The 14,576-nt window shown below is 45.9% G+C and carries 25 protein-coding genes; 22 read left to right on the plus strand and 3 right to left on the minus strand.

Annotated elements, in window-relative coordinates; genetic code table 11:
* Window positions 1–117 precede the first annotated feature (117 nt).
* The 3 genes from ftsN to priA form a co-directional block, all read right to left on the minus strand.
* Window positions 118–666 (minus strand): cell division protein FtsN, encoded by a 549-nt coding sequence (ftsN, locus tag R7035_RS06025; protein ID WP_053809480.1) that lies wholly within the window; start codon window positions 664–666, stop codon window positions 118–120.
* Between the two features lie 215 nt (window positions 667–881).
* Window positions 882–1,910, minus strand: a complete 1,029-nt coding sequence (cytR, locus tag R7035_RS06030; RefSeq protein WP_254901949.1) for a DNA-binding transcriptional regulator CytR — start codon at window positions 1,908–1,910, stop codon at window positions 882–884.
* A 303-nt stretch (window positions 1,911–2,213) separates the two neighbouring features.
* Window positions 2,214–4,415 (minus strand): primosomal protein N', encoded by a 2,202-nt coding sequence (priA, locus tag R7035_RS06035; RefSeq protein ID WP_213971563.1) that lies wholly within the window; start codon window positions 4,413–4,415, stop codon window positions 2,214–2,216.
* Window positions 4,416–4,711: 296 nt separating this feature from the next.
* On the opposite strand from priA, the gene rpmE reads away from it, so the two are divergent.
* The 22 genes from rpmE (at window position 4,712) to rplO (ending at window position 14,556) form a co-directional block, all read left to right on the plus strand.
* Window positions 4,712–4,933, plus strand: coding sequence for a 50S ribosomal protein L31 (rpmE, locus tag R7035_RS06040; RefSeq protein WP_005379546.1), 222 nt, complete (start codon window positions 4,712–4,714; stop codon window positions 4,931–4,933).
* Window positions 4,934–5,389: 456 nt separating this feature from the next.
* The gene (rpsJ, locus tag R7035_RS06045) at window positions 5,390–5,701 is read left to right on the plus strand and encodes a 30S ribosomal protein S10 (protein WP_004410492.1); all 312 of its coding nucleotides are present in this window, start codon (window positions 5,390–5,392) and stop codon (window positions 5,699–5,701) included.
* A 14-nt stretch (window positions 5,702–5,715) separates the two neighbouring features.
* Entirely contained in the window at window positions 5,716–6,345 is a 630-nt protein-coding gene (gene rplC, locus R7035_RS06050; RefSeq protein ID WP_005379555.1) for a 50S ribosomal protein L3, read from the plus strand.
* Window positions 6,346–6,362: 17 nt separating this feature from the next.
* Window positions 6,363–6,965, plus strand: coding sequence for a 50S ribosomal protein L4 (rplD, locus tag R7035_RS06055; RefSeq protein ID WP_005379556.1), 603 nt, complete (start codon window positions 6,363–6,365; stop codon window positions 6,963–6,965).
* Window positions 6,962–7,264 (plus strand): 50S ribosomal protein L23, encoded by a 303-nt coding sequence (rplW, locus tag R7035_RS06060; RefSeq protein WP_004398471.1) that lies wholly within the window; start codon window positions 6,962–6,964, stop codon window positions 7,262–7,264. The genes rplD and rplW overlap by 4 nt, the downstream gene beginning before the upstream one ends.
* A 15-nt stretch (window positions 7,265–7,279) precedes the next feature.
* Window positions 7,280–8,104, plus strand: coding sequence for a 50S ribosomal protein L2 (gene rplB, locus R7035_RS06065; RefSeq protein WP_005383168.1), 825 nt, complete (start codon window positions 7,280–7,282; stop codon window positions 8,102–8,104).
* A gap of 21 nt (window positions 8,105–8,125) precedes the next feature.
* On the plus strand, window positions 8,126–8,404 hold the full coding sequence (rpsS, locus tag R7035_RS06070; RefSeq protein WP_004394525.1) for a 30S ribosomal protein S19: 279 nt from the start codon (window positions 8,126–8,128) through the stop codon (window positions 8,402–8,404).
* Window positions 8,405–8,414: 10 nt separating this feature from the next.
* The gene (gene rplV / locus R7035_RS06075) at window positions 8,415–8,747 is read left to right on the plus strand and encodes a 50S ribosomal protein L22 (RefSeq protein WP_005383164.1); all 333 of its coding nucleotides are present in this window, start codon (window positions 8,415–8,417) and stop codon (window positions 8,745–8,747) included.
* Between the two features lie 18 nt (window positions 8,748–8,765).
* Window positions 8,766–9,464, plus strand: coding sequence for a 30S ribosomal protein S3 (gene rpsC / locus R7035_RS06080; protein ID WP_005383161.1), 699 nt, complete (start codon window positions 8,766–8,768; stop codon window positions 9,462–9,464).
* An 11-nt stretch (window positions 9,465–9,475) separates the two neighbouring features.
* Window positions 9,476–9,886 (plus strand): 50S ribosomal protein L16, encoded by a 411-nt coding sequence (gene rplP / locus R7035_RS06085; protein ID WP_005379577.1) that lies wholly within the window; start codon window positions 9,476–9,478, stop codon window positions 9,884–9,886.
* Window positions 9,886–10,077, plus strand: a complete 192-nt coding sequence (gene rpmC / locus R7035_RS06090) for a 50S ribosomal protein L29 (RefSeq protein WP_261834582.1) — start codon at window positions 9,886–9,888, stop codon at window positions 10,075–10,077. Before rplP ends, rpmC begins: the two co-directional genes overlap by 1 nt.
* Window positions 10,077–10,331: a 30S ribosomal protein S17 gene (rpsQ, locus tag R7035_RS06095; protein WP_140367210.1), complete on the plus strand. Its 255-nt coding sequence runs from the start codon at window positions 10,077–10,079 to the stop codon at window positions 10,329–10,331. Before rpmC ends, rpsQ begins: the two co-directional genes overlap by 1 nt.
* Window positions 10,332–10,493: 162 nt before the next feature.
* The gene (gene rplN, locus R7035_RS06100; RefSeq protein ID WP_004410450.1) at window positions 10,494–10,865 is read left to right on the plus strand and encodes a 50S ribosomal protein L14; all 372 of its coding nucleotides are present in this window, start codon (window positions 10,494–10,496) and stop codon (window positions 10,863–10,865) included.
* A gap of 13 nt (window positions 10,866–10,878) precedes the next feature.
* The gene (gene rplX, locus R7035_RS06105) at window positions 10,879–11,196 is read left to right on the plus strand and encodes a 50S ribosomal protein L24 (protein WP_005379574.1); all 318 of its coding nucleotides are present in this window, start codon (window positions 10,879–10,881) and stop codon (window positions 11,194–11,196) included.
* A gap of 23 nt (window positions 11,197–11,219) precedes the next feature.
* The gene (rplE, locus tag R7035_RS06110; protein ID WP_005379573.1) at window positions 11,220–11,759 is read left to right on the plus strand and encodes a 50S ribosomal protein L5; all 540 of its coding nucleotides are present in this window, start codon (window positions 11,220–11,222) and stop codon (window positions 11,757–11,759) included.
* A 17-nt stretch (window positions 11,760–11,776) separates the two neighbouring features.
* Window positions 11,777–12,082 carry a 30S ribosomal protein S14 gene (rpsN, locus tag R7035_RS06115; RefSeq protein ID WP_004410442.1) on the plus strand — a complete coding sequence of 102 codons (306 nt, stop codon included), beginning with the start codon at window positions 11,777–11,779 and terminating at the stop codon, window positions 12,080–12,082.
* Window positions 12,083–12,111: 29 nt separating this feature from the next.
* Window positions 12,112–12,504: a 30S ribosomal protein S8 gene (gene rpsH, locus R7035_RS06120; protein WP_005379572.1), complete on the plus strand. Its 393-nt coding sequence runs from the start codon at window positions 12,112–12,114 to the stop codon at window positions 12,502–12,504.
* A gap of 13 nt (window positions 12,505–12,517) precedes the next feature.
* Entirely contained in the window at window positions 12,518–13,051 is a 534-nt protein-coding gene (gene rplF, locus R7035_RS06125; RefSeq protein ID WP_005379570.1) for a 50S ribosomal protein L6, read from the plus strand.
* 9 nt (window positions 13,052–13,060) lie between these two features.
* Window positions 13,061–13,414 (plus strand): 50S ribosomal protein L18, encoded by a 354-nt coding sequence (gene rplR / locus R7035_RS06130; protein WP_005379568.1) that lies wholly within the window; start codon window positions 13,061–13,063, stop codon window positions 13,412–13,414.
* A 14-nt stretch (window positions 13,415–13,428) separates the two neighbouring features.
* Window positions 13,429–13,932: a 30S ribosomal protein S5 gene (gene rpsE, locus R7035_RS06135; protein ID WP_004745894.1), complete on the plus strand. Its 504-nt coding sequence runs from the start codon at window positions 13,429–13,431 to the stop codon at window positions 13,930–13,932.
* 7 nt (window positions 13,933–13,939) lie between these two features.
* Window positions 13,940–14,116 carry a 50S ribosomal protein L30 gene (rpmD, locus tag R7035_RS06140; protein WP_005379565.1) on the plus strand — a complete coding sequence of 59 codons (177 nt, stop codon included), beginning with the start codon at window positions 13,940–13,942 and terminating at the stop codon, window positions 14,114–14,116.
* Between the two features lie 5 nt (window positions 14,117–14,121).
* On the plus strand, window positions 14,122–14,556 hold the full coding sequence (rplO, locus tag R7035_RS06145; RefSeq protein ID WP_005383155.1) for a 50S ribosomal protein L15: 435 nt from the start codon (window positions 14,122–14,124) through the stop codon (window positions 14,554–14,556).
* Window positions 14,557–14,576: the final 20 nt, after the last annotated feature.

A 14,576-nucleotide genomic window follows, 5' to 3' on the forward strand; every position in this document is an offset into this window, starting at 1 on the left:
TGGGGTATGGATATCGAGATACTGATTACTTCTTCTTAAAGATAAAAGCGGCTTTCCCCGGAAAGCCGCGATGAACCAAAAGAAAGGCCCTAGGATCTTAGCTCCTTGGGCCTGAGTTTAAAGATTTTCTTTCCAAATCGCACATGGCTCGATTTTCGCGCGTTGCAGTTTATGACGGTCACGTTCTGCATCACGTTTGAACTTATACGGACCTAGCACCACGCGATACCATGAACTGCCTTCTTTCTTACGAATCTTGCTCGACATCCCTTGGAACGCGATTGCAAGCTTGCGCTCTTCTGCTTGCGCCTGGGTTTTGTAAGCGCCACATTGCATGATGTAGGGAATCTTAGAAACTTCAATTTCTTTGGCCACAACTTCAACTTCACGTTTCGGTAGTGACTCGACATATTCCCATTTTTCTTCTGGTGGTGGCGGCAAATCTTTTTTCGGCTTTGGTTTGCTCACAGTGGTTGTTGGCTGTTTCACGACAGGTGGTTTTGGTTCTGGGTCGCTACTCAAAAGGTAAAGGCCATAGCCAAAACCGCCCACAAGCAAGATAGCGAGCAGGCCACTACGCCAAGGTTTTTTTCTTCTCGGCGGTTGTTTTTTTGTCGACTTTTTTGGGGCACCTCGCCCCCGTCTTACATAATCTCTATTTGCCACGGTTATTTCTGGTCATCAAGGATTCTTGCAAATATGTTAATCCAGAACGAGTTGAGAAAACACCCTATTGATAGAATCTTGATAGCTAAAGCGCGACAACGTCGGAGTGTGTTTCCGTTCGAGCTTATATTTGTGCGGGATAAACAAAAAGCAGATGGGGTAAATAAAAAGCGGCGCCTTAGCACCGCTTTGGGTATGGATACTTAATTTTTAGGTTAAGGGCGCTGTGGTGGCGCTGCACTTCCGCGAATGACGAGATTAGTTTCAAGCAAACGCGAGCCTGAATGCACGTCGTGGCCTTTTAACATCTCGAGCATCATTAGCATTGCTTGTCGACCAATCTCATAGCGAGGCTGAGAGATGGTGGTCAACGGTGGATCGCAGTACTGAGCGAAGTTAATGTCATCAAAGCCCACAACAGAGAGATCTTGCGGTACTCGTAAGCCAAGCTTTTTCGCTTCTTGAATTGCGCCGATGGCCATTGTGTCACAGTGACAGAAAATAGCCGTTGGTGGCTCAGGCAATTCGAGCAGTTTGCGAACGGCTTTTGCTCCGCCATCAAAAGAGAACTCAGTAATGACACTATATTGTGGATCTTTATTGATGCCGGCACGGCGCAGGGCTTGTTGGTAGCCTTGCTGGCGGAACTGACACAATATTGCCGTATCTGGCCCCGAGATTTGCGCGATGCGTTTATGACCTAGTTGGGTTAGGTAATTCACCGCTTCAAATGCTGAGGTCAGGTTGTCAATATGTACTGTCGGAAGTTCTAACTCTGGCGCAAATTCACACGCCATTACCATCGGAGGTAAGTTCTTTTGTTCTGGCTTACTGACATCGAACGGTAGATCTGTGCCAAGCAGTAGCATTCCATCCGCCTGCTTAGTAAATACGAGGTTAACGAAAGAACTTTCGCGTTTCTTCTGTTGTCCGCTATCGCCCAGCAGGACTAGATAGCCATGTTCCATGGCAGCATCTTCAATACCGCGAATAATTTCAGAAAAATAAGGATCACAGATGTCGGGAACGATAGTGACAATGGTTTTTGATTCGTTTCTACGTAAGTTACGCGCTAATGAGTTTGGAGAATAACCCGCTTCAAGTACGGCATCTTCTACTCTTTTTCTCGTTGAAGAAGAGACCTTCTCTGGGTTCATTAATGCTCGAGATACCGTAGCCGTAGACACTCCCGCAAGCTGGGCAACATCCTTCATTGTCGCCATAGTTTTTAACCTCTCGTTTATTTTTTGCCAAGATGACGTTATTCCGGTTTGAAATCATAGTAATCACGCTGAGTTAGAGCAGCGTTTGCTCTTCGCTCAGTTCGTGTTAACAAGTGGAAAAATGGATTCTTCACTGCGACATCAATTTGTGGGAATAGTCATTGTTTTAATCTAAGCCTGTGCGAACAAGTCACTTTAGACTTTTCTAATTTGGATAGTCTATTCATTTCTAAAGTGAAAGTTACGGTCTGTTTAACAAAAATTGCAATCCCGTCGTGATGCTCGTCACATTAAATGGTAATTCATTACATAGTTAAACGTTTGCTAGCTGAGATCTTGTGGCTCTATGTCTAAATTCCAGCGAACTTTCTTGGCATTTGGCAACAACTCAATAGCAGGTTTGGCACTGGTTAATAACTTTTGCATCAATGAACGATGCTGGGTTTGAAGTAACAGCTGCCAGCGGTATTTACCAGCCCGCTTGGCCAAAGGTGAAGGAGTGGGGCCTAACACCATGCAGGAATCATCGAACAGAGGGTGTGATTCTAACGTAAAGCGAACCTGACGCAGGAAGTCTTCAACTACCTCACTTTGGTTTGCTTCTGCTTTAAACAGAGTCAAGAAACTATAAGGCGGAAGCTGAGCCAGTTTGCGTTCTTCCAGAGCTGTCATAGCAAAGTGACGATAGTCTTTTTGAAGTAGGGCTTGCAGCAAGCTGTGCTCAGGATGGTGAGTTTGCAGGATCACTTCGCCAGGTTTACTTGCTCGGCCAGCACGACCTGCGACCTGAATAAACAGCTGAGCTAATCGCTCCGAAGCGCGAAAATCACTACTATACAAAGAGCCATCAACATCCAAAAGAGCTACGAGCGTTACATTTGGAAAGTGGTGCCCCTTAGCCAGCATTTGAGTGCCTATCAGTATTTGGTATTCACCTTTACGAATCGACTCAAGGGCATCTTCCAAACTACCTTTGCGACGTGTGCTGTCTCTGTCGATGCGAATGGCGTTGTATTCTGGAAATAACTGAGCCAATTGTTGTTCGAGTTGTTCCGTTCCTACGCCGACGGTAACCAATTGAGTTGAACCACACCCCTGACACTGATGAATGACAGGTTGTTGTGAGCCGCAGTGATGGCAGCGTATTTCGTTGCTGTAATGGTGGAACGTATAGTACGCATCACAGCGTTTACATTCTGCAATCCAACCACATTCATGGCACATCAAAGCGGGCGAGAAACCTCGGCGGTTAAGAAACAACATAACCTGATTGCCCACTTTTAAGTGTTTGCGCATTTCTGCAATCAGTTGGGCGGATAAGCCGCTTTCTAAATACTGACCTTTTACATCTAACACTTTATTGGTGGTTGGCACGGCAGAGCCAGCTCGTTGGGTGAGTGTTAAATGGTGATATTTACCAGACAGTGCATTATGTAGGGTTTCTAACGCTGGCGTCGCTGAGCCAAGGACAATCGGTACTTGCTCTTTATGGGCACGCATGACGGCAACATCACGGGCATGGTAACGCAAGCTGTCTTGTTGCTTATACGATGCGTCATGCTCTTCATCAACGATAATAATCCCCAAATCAGCAAAAGGTGTCAGTAGGGCTGAGCGCGTACCAATGATGATCCCCGCGGCTTTATCGCGAGCCGATAACCAGGCGTTCAAACGCTCTGTTTCATTCAAACCGGAATGAATCACATCTACCGGGACATTAAATCGATGTTTAAAGCGGTTGATGGTTTGGGGCGTTAGACCGATCTCAGGTACTAAAACTAATGCTTGTTTCCCTTGCTCTAGAACGGGCTTGATAAGGTTTAAGTAAACTTCGGTTTTACCAGAGCCAGTTACCCCTTCTAATAAATAGCAAGCAAAGCCCGTTTGGCTATTTACGCTGGCAATCGCGAGTGCTTGTTCATGGTTAAGCTTTGGTTTCTCAACCGTACACTCTACATTTTGACTCCATTTCGTAATGGTCGGCTTTTTCTCGATGCGCTCGACCCAACCTTTTTCTTCGAGGTTTTTTAAGATGGTTGAGTTTACTTCTTGATCCAAGAGCTCTTGATGCGAGGTTGGGCCGTTGACCATCATTTGGAGTGCACGCTGTTGTTTTATCGCACGTCCAAGCCCTTGCATGAGCTTATTTCTTCCTGCTTCTGTCAGTTGCCATTCTTGTAGCGTTGCAAAGTCAGCCGGTTTGCCTTTCCTCAGCGCGGCAGGCATTGCATTGTGTAGAGTGTCACCTAGAGGGTACTGATAGAACTGGCTGCTCCAATTTAGCAGAGAATAAAGCGTCTCTGGCCATATCGGTTGGGAGTCTAATACCGCTTTGATTGGCTTAAGCTGCTCTTTAGGAAAGTCGGAGTGGTTCACCATTGCGGTGACGATGCCGACTAAGGTTTGGCGTCCAAAAGGTACGGAAACGCGTCCACCAATGATCGGAAACAGGTGCCCCGGAATGGCGTAATCAAATTGTTTGTCGAGCGGAACGGGTAATGCCACTCTAGCAATGGTTGGACGCATAAATTCTTAGCTATTAAAAAAGAGGGAAAGGAAATGAGAGTCTATTAAAATCGGTATGGAAATTCGAGTAAAGCAATGCGATTCAGCGTGAATCGTGCCTCTATGATTAGTCTGGCTAAAAAAGTGGCGAAAAAGTTGCCAAATGTGTTGATCCGAGCAATGTGATTCTTTACTATATCGCGCCTTGAGATATGGCTTCGGCAATTAGTTGATGCGGTATCCCATTTTATTATTAATTGCGTGTGGTGTGCGGCTTAGATTCGTATAGCGACACGGCCTACTATTGAGGTTATCCCATGAAAGCTGGTATCCACCCAGAATACAAAGCAGTAAAAGCGACTTGTTCTTGCGGCAACTCTTTTGAGTTCAACTCTACTCTAGGTAAAGAGTCTATCCACCTAGACGTATGTGACAAGTGTCACCCATTCTACACTGGTAAGCAACGTATCGTTGATACAGGCGGCCGTGTTGATCGCTTCAACAAGCGTTTCGGTGCACTATCAAGCGGTAAGAAATAATAGCAGCCGCTATTACGATTACAGTTTAGAAAAGGACGCTTCGGCGTCCTTTTTGTTTTAATGGCTACCAAGCGAAGATGAATGTATGGGGTTTGGAATATTCCCGATTATTTTTCACTCAGCGCTTGCAACCTAAAGTGTGATCTGTATAATGCAGCGCACTGGTTAAGCCAGTTGTGAACCAATGAGCAGTGAGGAGCGAGCAAATCTAAGGATTTGTGAGGTAATGTATACTCAGCTTATGTTCGCGGTTAATACAATTAGCTATCTTTTCTTCGGAAAAACTATCCTCAAAGGTGACTTTGGCATATAGGGATAGTTAATCGAAAATTAACTGACAATGCGTCCTAATCTTGGATGCTACGGTTTCACATAAATCAATCGGCATTCTCTCGTCTTGACGAGTTTGAGTGGCGATATTGTTTGTGTAATTTATTAAATTTGGAGCTCTGTCTCATGCAGAACCAACGTATCCGTATCCGCCTAAAAGCTTTCGATTACAAACTAATCGATGCTTCTACAGCGGAAATCGTTGAAACAGCTAAGCGCACTGGCGCACAGGTTCGTGGTCCAATCCCACTGCCAACTCGTAAAGAGCGTTTCACAGTTCTTATCTCTCCACACGTTAACAAGAAAGCACGTGACCAGTACGAAATCCGTACTCACAAGCGTCTAATCGACATCGTTGAGCCAACAGACAAGACTGTTGATGCTCTAATGCGTCTAGACCTTGCTGCGGGCGTTGACGTTCAAATTAGCCTAGGTTAAGGGAGATTAGAAGTATGATTGGTCTAATCGGTCGTAAAGTGGGCATGACCCGCGTATTTACTGAAGAAGGCGTTTCTATCCCAGTAACTGTTGTTGAGGTTGAAGCTAACCGTGTTTCTCAAGTGAAAACTCTTGAAACTGACGGCTACGCAGCAATCCAGGTTACAGCTGGTTCTAAGAAAGCTAACCGCGTAAACAAAGCTGAAGCAGGTCACTTTGCTAAAGCTGGCGTTGAAGCTGGTCGCGGTCTTTGGGAATTCCGTTTAGAAAACGGCGAAGAGTTCGAAGTTGGTTCAGAACTAACTGTTGAACTATTCAACGAAACTAAGAAAGTAGACGTTACTGGTACATCTAAGGGTAAAGGTTTCCAAGGCGCTGTTAAGCGTTGGAACTTCCGTACTCAAGATATGACTCACGGTAACTCATTGTCTCACCGTGCTCCTGGTTCTATCGGTCAATGTCAGACTCCAGGTCGCGTATTTAAAGGCAAGAAAATGGCAGGTCACATGGGTGCTGAGCGTGTAACGACTCAAAACCTAGAGATCGTACGTGTTGACGCTGAGCGCAACCTGCTTCTTATTAAAGGTGCAGTCCCAGGCGCAACTGGCGGCAACGTGATCGTTAAACCAGCTGTTAAAGCATAACGTCTCAGGAGTAAGTAATGGAACTAATGGTTAAAGGTGCCGATGCACTAACTGTTTCCGAAACTACTTTCGGACGTGAGTTTAACGAAGCTCTTGTACACCAAGTAGTTGTTGCGTACGCAGCAGGTGCTCGTCAAGGTACTCGTGCTCAAAAAACACGTTCAGAAGTTTCTGGCGGTGGCGCTAAGCCATGGCGTCAAAAAGGTACTGGCCGTGCGCGTGCTGGTACAATCCGTAGCCCAATCTGGCGTACAGGTGGTGTTACTTTTGCTGCGAAACCACAAGATCACAGCCAAAAAGTAAACAAAAAAATGTACCGTGGTGCTATGAAGAGCATTCTTTCTGAGCTTGTTCGTCAAGAGCGTCTAATCGTTGTTGATAACTTCTCAGTTGAAGCACCAAAGACTAAAGAGCTAGTTGCTAAGCTTAAAGAGCTTGAGCTAACTGACGCTCTAATCGTGACTAGCGAAGTAGATGAGAATCTATTCCTAGCTGCTCGTAACCTATACAAAGTTGACGCACGTGATGTTGCTGGTATCGATCCAGTATCTCTAATCGCGTTTGACAAAGTTGTAATGACTGCAGAAGCAGTTAAGCAAGTAGAGGAAATGCTAGCATGATCACTGAAGAGCGTATCCTAAAAGTTCTACGTGCACCGCACATCTCTGAAAAAGCAACTATGGCAGCTGAGAAAGCGAACACTATCGTTTTCAAAGTAGCGAAAGATGCGACTAAAAAAGAGATCAAAGCAGCTGTAGAAAAGCTATTTGAAGTTGAAGTTAAGTCTGTAAATACTCTTATCACTAAGGGTAAGACCAAACGTCAAGGTCTACGCCAAGGTCGCCGCAGCGACGTTAAGAAAGCGTACGTTACTTTGAAAGAAGGTCAAGATCTTGACTTCGTTGGCGGCGCGGAATAACAGGAGTAGTTAAAAATGGCTATTGTTAAATGTAAGCCGACTTCCCCTGGTCGTCGTCACGTTGTTAAAGTTGTTAACGCTGACCTACACAAGGGCAAGCCATACGCACCTCTTCTAGAGAAAAACTCTAAGAACGGTGGTCGTAACAACAAGGGTCGTATCACAGTACGTCACATCGGCGGTGGTCACAAGCACCACTACCGTGTAGTTGACTTCAAACGTACTAAAGATGGTATTCCAGCGACAGTTGAGCGTCTTGAATACGATCCAAACCGTAGCGCAAACATTGCTCTAGTTCTTTACAAAGACGGTGAGCGTCGCTACATCCTAGCACCTAAAGGTGTTGTAGCTGGTGATGTTATTCAGTCTGGTGTTGATGCACCAATCAAAGCTGGTAACACTCTACCAATGCGTAATATCCCAGTAGGTTCAACAGTACATAACGTTGAACTTAAGCCTGGTAAAGGTGGTCAGCTAGCTCGTTCGGCTGGTGCTTACGCTCAAATCGTTGCTCGCGACGGTGCGTACGTAACTATCCGTCTACGTTCTGGCGAGATGCGCAAAGTTCTTTCTGAAGGCCGTGCAACAATCGGTGAAGTTGGTAACTCTGAGCACATGCTACGTGAACTTGGTAAAGCAGGTGCATCACGTCATCGCGGTATCCGTCCAACGGTTCGTGGTGTTGTAATGAACCCGATTGACCACCCACATGGTGGTGGTGAAGGCCGTACTTCTGGTGGTCGTCACCCAGTATCTCCTTGGGGTATGCCTACTAAAGGCTTCAAGACTCGTAAGAACAAACGCACTGACAAGTACATCGTACGTCGTCGTAACAAGTAATCTATATAAAGAGGAATCGCCATGCCACGTTCTCTCAAGAAAGGTCCTTTTATTGACCTACACTTGCTGAAGAAGGTAGAGAAAGCGGTGGAAAGCGGAGACAAAAAGCCTATTAAGACTTGGTCCCGTCGTTCAATGATCATCCCTACGATGATCGGTTTGACCATCGCTGTCCATAATGGTCGTCAGCACGTACCAGTATTTGTAACTGATGAAATGATCGGTCACAAACTGGGTGAATTCGCACCAACACGCACTTACCGCGGTCACGCTGCGGATAAGAAAGCTAAGAAGCGCTAAGGAGTAGATAATGGAAGCAATTGCTAAACATAACTTTGCTCGCATTTCGCCTCAGAAAGCTCGCTTAGTTGCGGATCTAATCCGTGGTAAATCTGTTGACCAAGCTCTAGAAATCCTAACGTTCAGCAACAAAAAAGCTGCTGCACTAGTTAAGAAAGTTCTAGAGTCTGCTATCGCTAACGCGGAGCACAACGAAGGTGCAGATATTGACGATCTGAATGTCGCAAAAATCTTTGTAGATGAAGGCCCAACCATGAAGCGTATTATGCCTCGTGCTAAAGGTCGTGCGGATCGTATCTTGAAGCGTTCAAGCCACATCACTGTTGTTGTAGCAGATCGCTAGAGACTAGGAGAGTAAGCAATGGGTCAAAAAGTACATCCAAATGGTATTCGTCTAGGCATCGTTAAGCCTTGGAATGCTACATGGTTTGCTAACACCAAAGATTTCGCTGACAACCTAGACGGCGACTTCAAGGTACGTCAGTTCCTTACAAGTGAACTGAAAAAAGCGTCTCTATCACGTATCGTTATCGAGCGTCCTGCTAAGAGCATCCGTGTGACTATTCACACTGCTCGTCCAGGCGTTGTTATCGGTAAGAAAGGTGAAGACGTTGAGAAGCTACGCGCAGCTGTAGCTAAAATTGCAGGTGTACCAGCGCAAATTAACATCGCTGAAGTACGTAAGCCTGAACTAGATGCGCAACTTGTTGGTGACAGCATCGCGTCTCAGCTAGAGCGTCGTGTTATGTTCCGCCGTGCTATGAAGCGCGCAGTACAAAACGCAATGCGCCTAGGCGCTAAAGGTATCAAAGTGGAAGTAAGCGGTCGTCTAGGCGGCGCTGAAATCGCACGTTCAGAGTGGTACCGTGAAGGCCGTGTGCCTCTACACACTCTACGTGCTGACATTGATTACGCAACTTCTTCGGCTCACACTCAATACGGTGTGATCGGCATTAAAACTTGGATCTTCAAAGGTGAAATCCTAGGTGGTATGCCAGCAGCTAACGCTGTAGAGCCTAAAGGCGACAAGCCTAAGAAGCAGCGTAAAGGCCGTAAGTAAGGAGTCGACAGATGCTACAACCTAAACGTACTAAGTTCCGTAAGGTTCAGACTGGTCGTAACCGTGGTCTAGCTAAAGGTACTGATGTAAGCTTCGGCGAATTCGGTCTTAAAGCTGTTGGCCGTGGTCGTCTAACTGCTCGTCAAATCGAAGCGGCACGTCGTGCAATGACACGTCACGTTAAGCGTCAAGGTAAAATCTGGATCCGTGTGTTCCCAGACAAACCAATCACAGAAAAACCACTTGAAGTTCGTCAAGGTAAGGGTAAAGGTAACGTTGAGTACTGGGTAGCCCAAATCCAACCTGGTAAGGTTATGTACGAAATGGGTGGTGTACCTGAAGAATTGGCACGTGAAGCGTTCCGTCTTGCGGCACGTAAACTGCCTTTCAAAACTACATTTGTAACTAAGCAGGTGATGTGATGAAAGCACAAGAACTACGCGAGAAAAGCGTTGAAGAGCTTAACGCTGAGCTAATGAATTTGCTACGCGAACAGTTCAACTTGCGCATGCAAGCTGCGACTGGTCAACTACAGCAAACTCATACTCTGAAAGCTGTACGCCGTGATATCGCACGTGTGAAAACTGTTTTGACTGAGAAGGCAGGCGCATAATGAGCGAAGTAAAACGTACTCAACAAGGTCGTGTAATTAGCGACAAGATGGACAAGTCTATCACTGTTGCTATCGAACGTTTCGTAAAACACCCAATCTACGGTAAATACGTAAAACGTACGACTAAAGTACACGCACATGACGAGAACAACGAGTGTGGCCTAGGCGACACAGTTGAAATCGCAGAGTGTCGTCCACTGTCTAAGACTAAGTCTTGGACTTTGGTAAAAGTTCTAGAAAAGGCGAAGATTTAATCTCGTTAATTCTATGAAACTAAAGCGGCTCCAAAATATTTTTGGAGCCGTTTATTTTTTGACTACCCAATCACAAAAAAGGGTGGTACAATTCGCGTCCCTTTTAAAGAGGCAGCCCGACCCGTGATGGGTCTAGTTATTAATATTTAGCGGAGCACTAACATGATCCAAATGCAAAGTATGCTGGACGCAGCTGATAACTCAGGCGCACGCAGCGTAATGTGTATTAAGGTTCTGGGTGGCTCTCACCGCCGTTATGCACATATCGGTGACGTCATCAAAGTTACTGTGAAGGAAGCAATCCCTCGCGGTAAAGTTAAAAAAGGTGATGTTCTGAAGGCGGTGGTAGTGCGCACCCGTAAAGGCGTACGTCGTCCTGACGGTTCTGTCATTCGCTTCGACCGAAATGCTTGCGTATTGCTAAACGACAATACTGAGCAACCAATCGGTACACGTATCTTTGGTCCTGTGACACGCGAACTTCGTGGCGATAAGTTCATGAAGATCGTTTCACTGGCTCCAGAAGTTCTGTAAGGAGCACGTAGAAATGGCAGCTAAAATCCGTCGTAATGACGAAGTAATCGTTCTTGCTGGTAAAGACAAAGGCAAGAAAGGTAAAGTAACTAAGGTTCTAGCAACTGGTAAAGTTATCGTTGAAGGTATCAACCTAGTTAAGAAACATCAGAAACCTGTTCCAGCTATGGGTATCCAAGGCGGTATCGTAGAGCAAGAAGCAGCTATCGACGTTTCTAACGTGGCTATCTTTAACGCAGCTACTGGTAAAGCTGACCGTATCGGTTTCCGTTTTGAAGACGGCAAAAAAGTTCGTTTCTTCAAGTCTAACGGCGAAACCGTTTCTAACTAATAGAAGTAATTTGGAGTTCTACTATGGCGAAACTGCATGATTACTACAAGTCGTCTGTAGTCGCTGAACTGACCAAACAGTTCGGTTACACAAGCGTCATGCAAGTCCCTAGAATCGAGAAAATCACCCTAAACATGGGTGTTGGTGAAGCAATCAACGATAAGAAACTGCTAGAAAATGCAGCGTCTGATATGGCAACGATCTCTGGTCAAAAGCCACTTATCACAAAAGCGCGCAAATCTGTTGCAGGTTTCAAAATCCGTGAAGGCTACCCTATCGGTTGTAAAGTAACCTTGCGTGGCGAACGTATGTGGGATTTTCTTGAGCGTTTAATTAACATCGCTCTTCCACGTGTACGTGACTTCCGTGGTGTTAGCGCTAAGTCTTTTGACGGTCGCGGTAACTACAGCATGGGCGTTCGCGAGCAAATCATCTTCCCGGAAATCGACTTTGATAAAGTTGATCGAGTACGCGGTCTAGACATCACTATTACGACGTCTGCTGGTACTGATGAGGAAGGCCGTGCTCTGCTGGCTGCCTTTAACTTCCCATTCCGTAAGTAAGGTGAAGGGTTACTGTTATGGCTAAAAATTCAATGAAAGCACGTGAAGCAAAACGTGCGAAGCTAGTAGCTAAGTTCGCTGAAAAGCGTGCAGCGCTAAAAGCTATCATCAGCGATGTAAACGCATCTGAAGAAGATCGTTGGAACGCGGTTCTTACACTGCAATCTCTTCCACGTGATTCAAGTGCATCACGTCAGCGCAACCGTTGCAACCAAACTGGTCGTCCACACGGTTACCTACGTAAGTTCGGTCTAAGCCGTATTAAGGTTCGTGAAGCTTGCATGAAAGGCGAGATTCCGGGTCTTCGTAAGGCTAGCTGGTAATTGCCACTTAATCATTTGGAGTAAATCATATGAGCATGCAAGATCCGATTTCGGATATGCTGACCCGCGTTCGTAACGGTCAGGCAGCAAACAAAGTTGCTGTAAAAATGCCTTCTTCAAAGCTTAAAGTTGCAATTGCTGCACTACTAAAAGCTGAAGGTTACATCGTTGACTTCGCTGTTGAAGGCGAAGCAAAACCTGAGCTAGAAGTTACACTTAAGTACTTCCAAGCTAAACCAGTAATCGAGCAACTTAAACGTGTTTCTCGTCCAGGTCTACGTGTTTACAAGAAGAAAGATGAACTTCCTTCTGTAATGGGTGGTCTTGGTATTGCTATCGTTTCTACTTCCAAGGGTCTTATGTCAGACCGCGCTGCACGTAAAGCAGGTCTTGGTGGTGAAATCATCGCTTACGTAGCTTAATAAGGAGTAGACTATGTCTCGTGTTGCAAAAGCACCTGTCGCTATTCCAGCTGGCGTAGAGGTGAAACTAAACGGCCAAGAAATCACTGTAAAAGGTGCGAAAGGCGAACTAACTCGCGTTCTTAACAACGCAGTTGTAATCGCTCAGGAAGAAAATAACCTGACTTTCGGTCCTAAAGAAGGTGTTGCTAACGCATGGGCTCAAGCAGGTACTGCTCGCGCTCTAGTTAACAACATGGTTGTTGGTGTTACTGAAGGCTTTACTAAGAAGCTAACTCTTAAAGGTGTAGGTTACCGTGCTGCTATCAAAGGCAACGCTGTAGGTCTAACACTAGGCTTCTCACACCCAGTTGAGCACGAGTTGCCAGCGGGTATTAAAGCTGAATGTCCAAGCCAAACTGAAATCGTGATCACTGGTGCTGACAAGCAACTAGTTGGTCAAGTTGCGGCTGACATTCGTTCTTACCGTGAGCCTGAGCCATACAAAGGCAAAGGTGTTCGTTACGCAGATGAAAATGTGCGTACTAAAGAAGCTAAGAAGAAGTAAGGTAACACTATGGATAAGAAAGCATCTCGCATCCGTCGTGCTACACGTGCACGTCGTAAGATTGCAGAACTGGGTGCGACTCGCCTAGTTGTACACCGTACTCCTCGTCACGTGTACGCACAGGTTATCGCGGCTAACGGCTCTGAGGTTATCGCAGCAGCTTCTACTGTAGAAAAAGCGATCCGTGAGCAAGTGAAATACACTGGTAACGTTGATGCAGCTAAAGCAGTGGGTAAAGCTATTGCTGAGCGCGCTCTAGAGAAGGGCGTAACTGCAGTTGCATTTGATCGTTCTGGTTTCCAATACCACGGTCGAGTAGCGGCGCTAGCAGAATCTGCTCGCGAAGCTGGTCTGAAATTCTAAGGTAGGGTTGGAAGATGGCTAAAGAACAACAAGTTCAAGCGAATGATTTGCAAGAAAAGCTAATCGCAGTTAACCGTGTTTCTAAAACGGTTAAAGGTGGTCGAATCATGAGCTTCACTGCACTAACAGTAGTTGGTGACGGTAACGGTCGTGTAGGTTTCGGTTACGGCAAAGCTCGTGAAGTACCTGCAGCGATTCAAAAAGCAATGGAAAAAGCGCGTCGTAATATGACTACGATCGCTCTAAACGAAGGCACTCTTCACCACCCAGTGAAAGGTCGCCATTCGGGCTCTAAAGTTTACATGCAGCCTGCTGCAGAAGGTACTGGTGTTATCGCAGGTGGTGCGATGCGTGCAGTACTAGAAGTTGCTGGTGTACACAACGTACTATCTAAAGCGTACGGTTCTACGAACCCTATCAACATCGTTCGTGCAACGATCGATGCACTAGGTAGCATGAAGTCACCAGAAATGGTTGCTGCTAAACGTGGTCTAACTGTTGAATCTATTTCGGAGTAAGAACACCATGGCAACTATTAAAGTAACTCAAACTAAAAGCTCAATTGGTCGTCTGCCAAAGCACAAAGCTACTTTGCGCGGTCTAGGTCTTCGTAAAATCAACCACACAGTAGAACTTGAAGATACTCCGTGTATTCGCGGTATGATCAACAAGGTTTACTACATGGTTAAAGTTGAGGAGTAATCAGAATGCGTTTGAATACTCTAGCACCGGCTGCTGGCGCGAAAACTTCTGCGAAGCGAGTAGGTCGTGGTATCGGTTCAGGCCTAGGTAAAACTGGTGGCCGTGGTCACAAAGGTCAAAAATCACGTTCTGGCGGCAGTGTTCGTCCAGGTTTCGAAGGCGGTCAGATGCCTCTGAAACAACGTCTACCAAAATTCGGTTTCACTTCTCGTAAGAGCCTAGTGTCTGCTGAAGTTCGTCTAGCTGAGCTAGCGAAAGTTTCTGGTGACGTAGTTGATCTAAACAGTCTTAAAGCTGCTAACATCATCACTAAGAACATCGAATTTGTAAAAGTTGTTCTTTCTGGTGAAATCAACAAAGCAGTGACTGTTAAAGGTCTACGTGTGACTAAAGGCGCTAAAGCTGCAATCGAAGCTGCAGGCGGTAAAATCGAGGAATAATCTCGAGGAACGAGGTACAG

The sequence above is a fragment of the Vibrio sp. 1731 genome, assembly GCF_033339955.1.
Taxonomy (GTDB): domain Bacteria; phylum Pseudomonadota; class Gammaproteobacteria; order Enterobacterales; family Vibrionaceae; genus Vibrio; species Vibrio alginolyticus.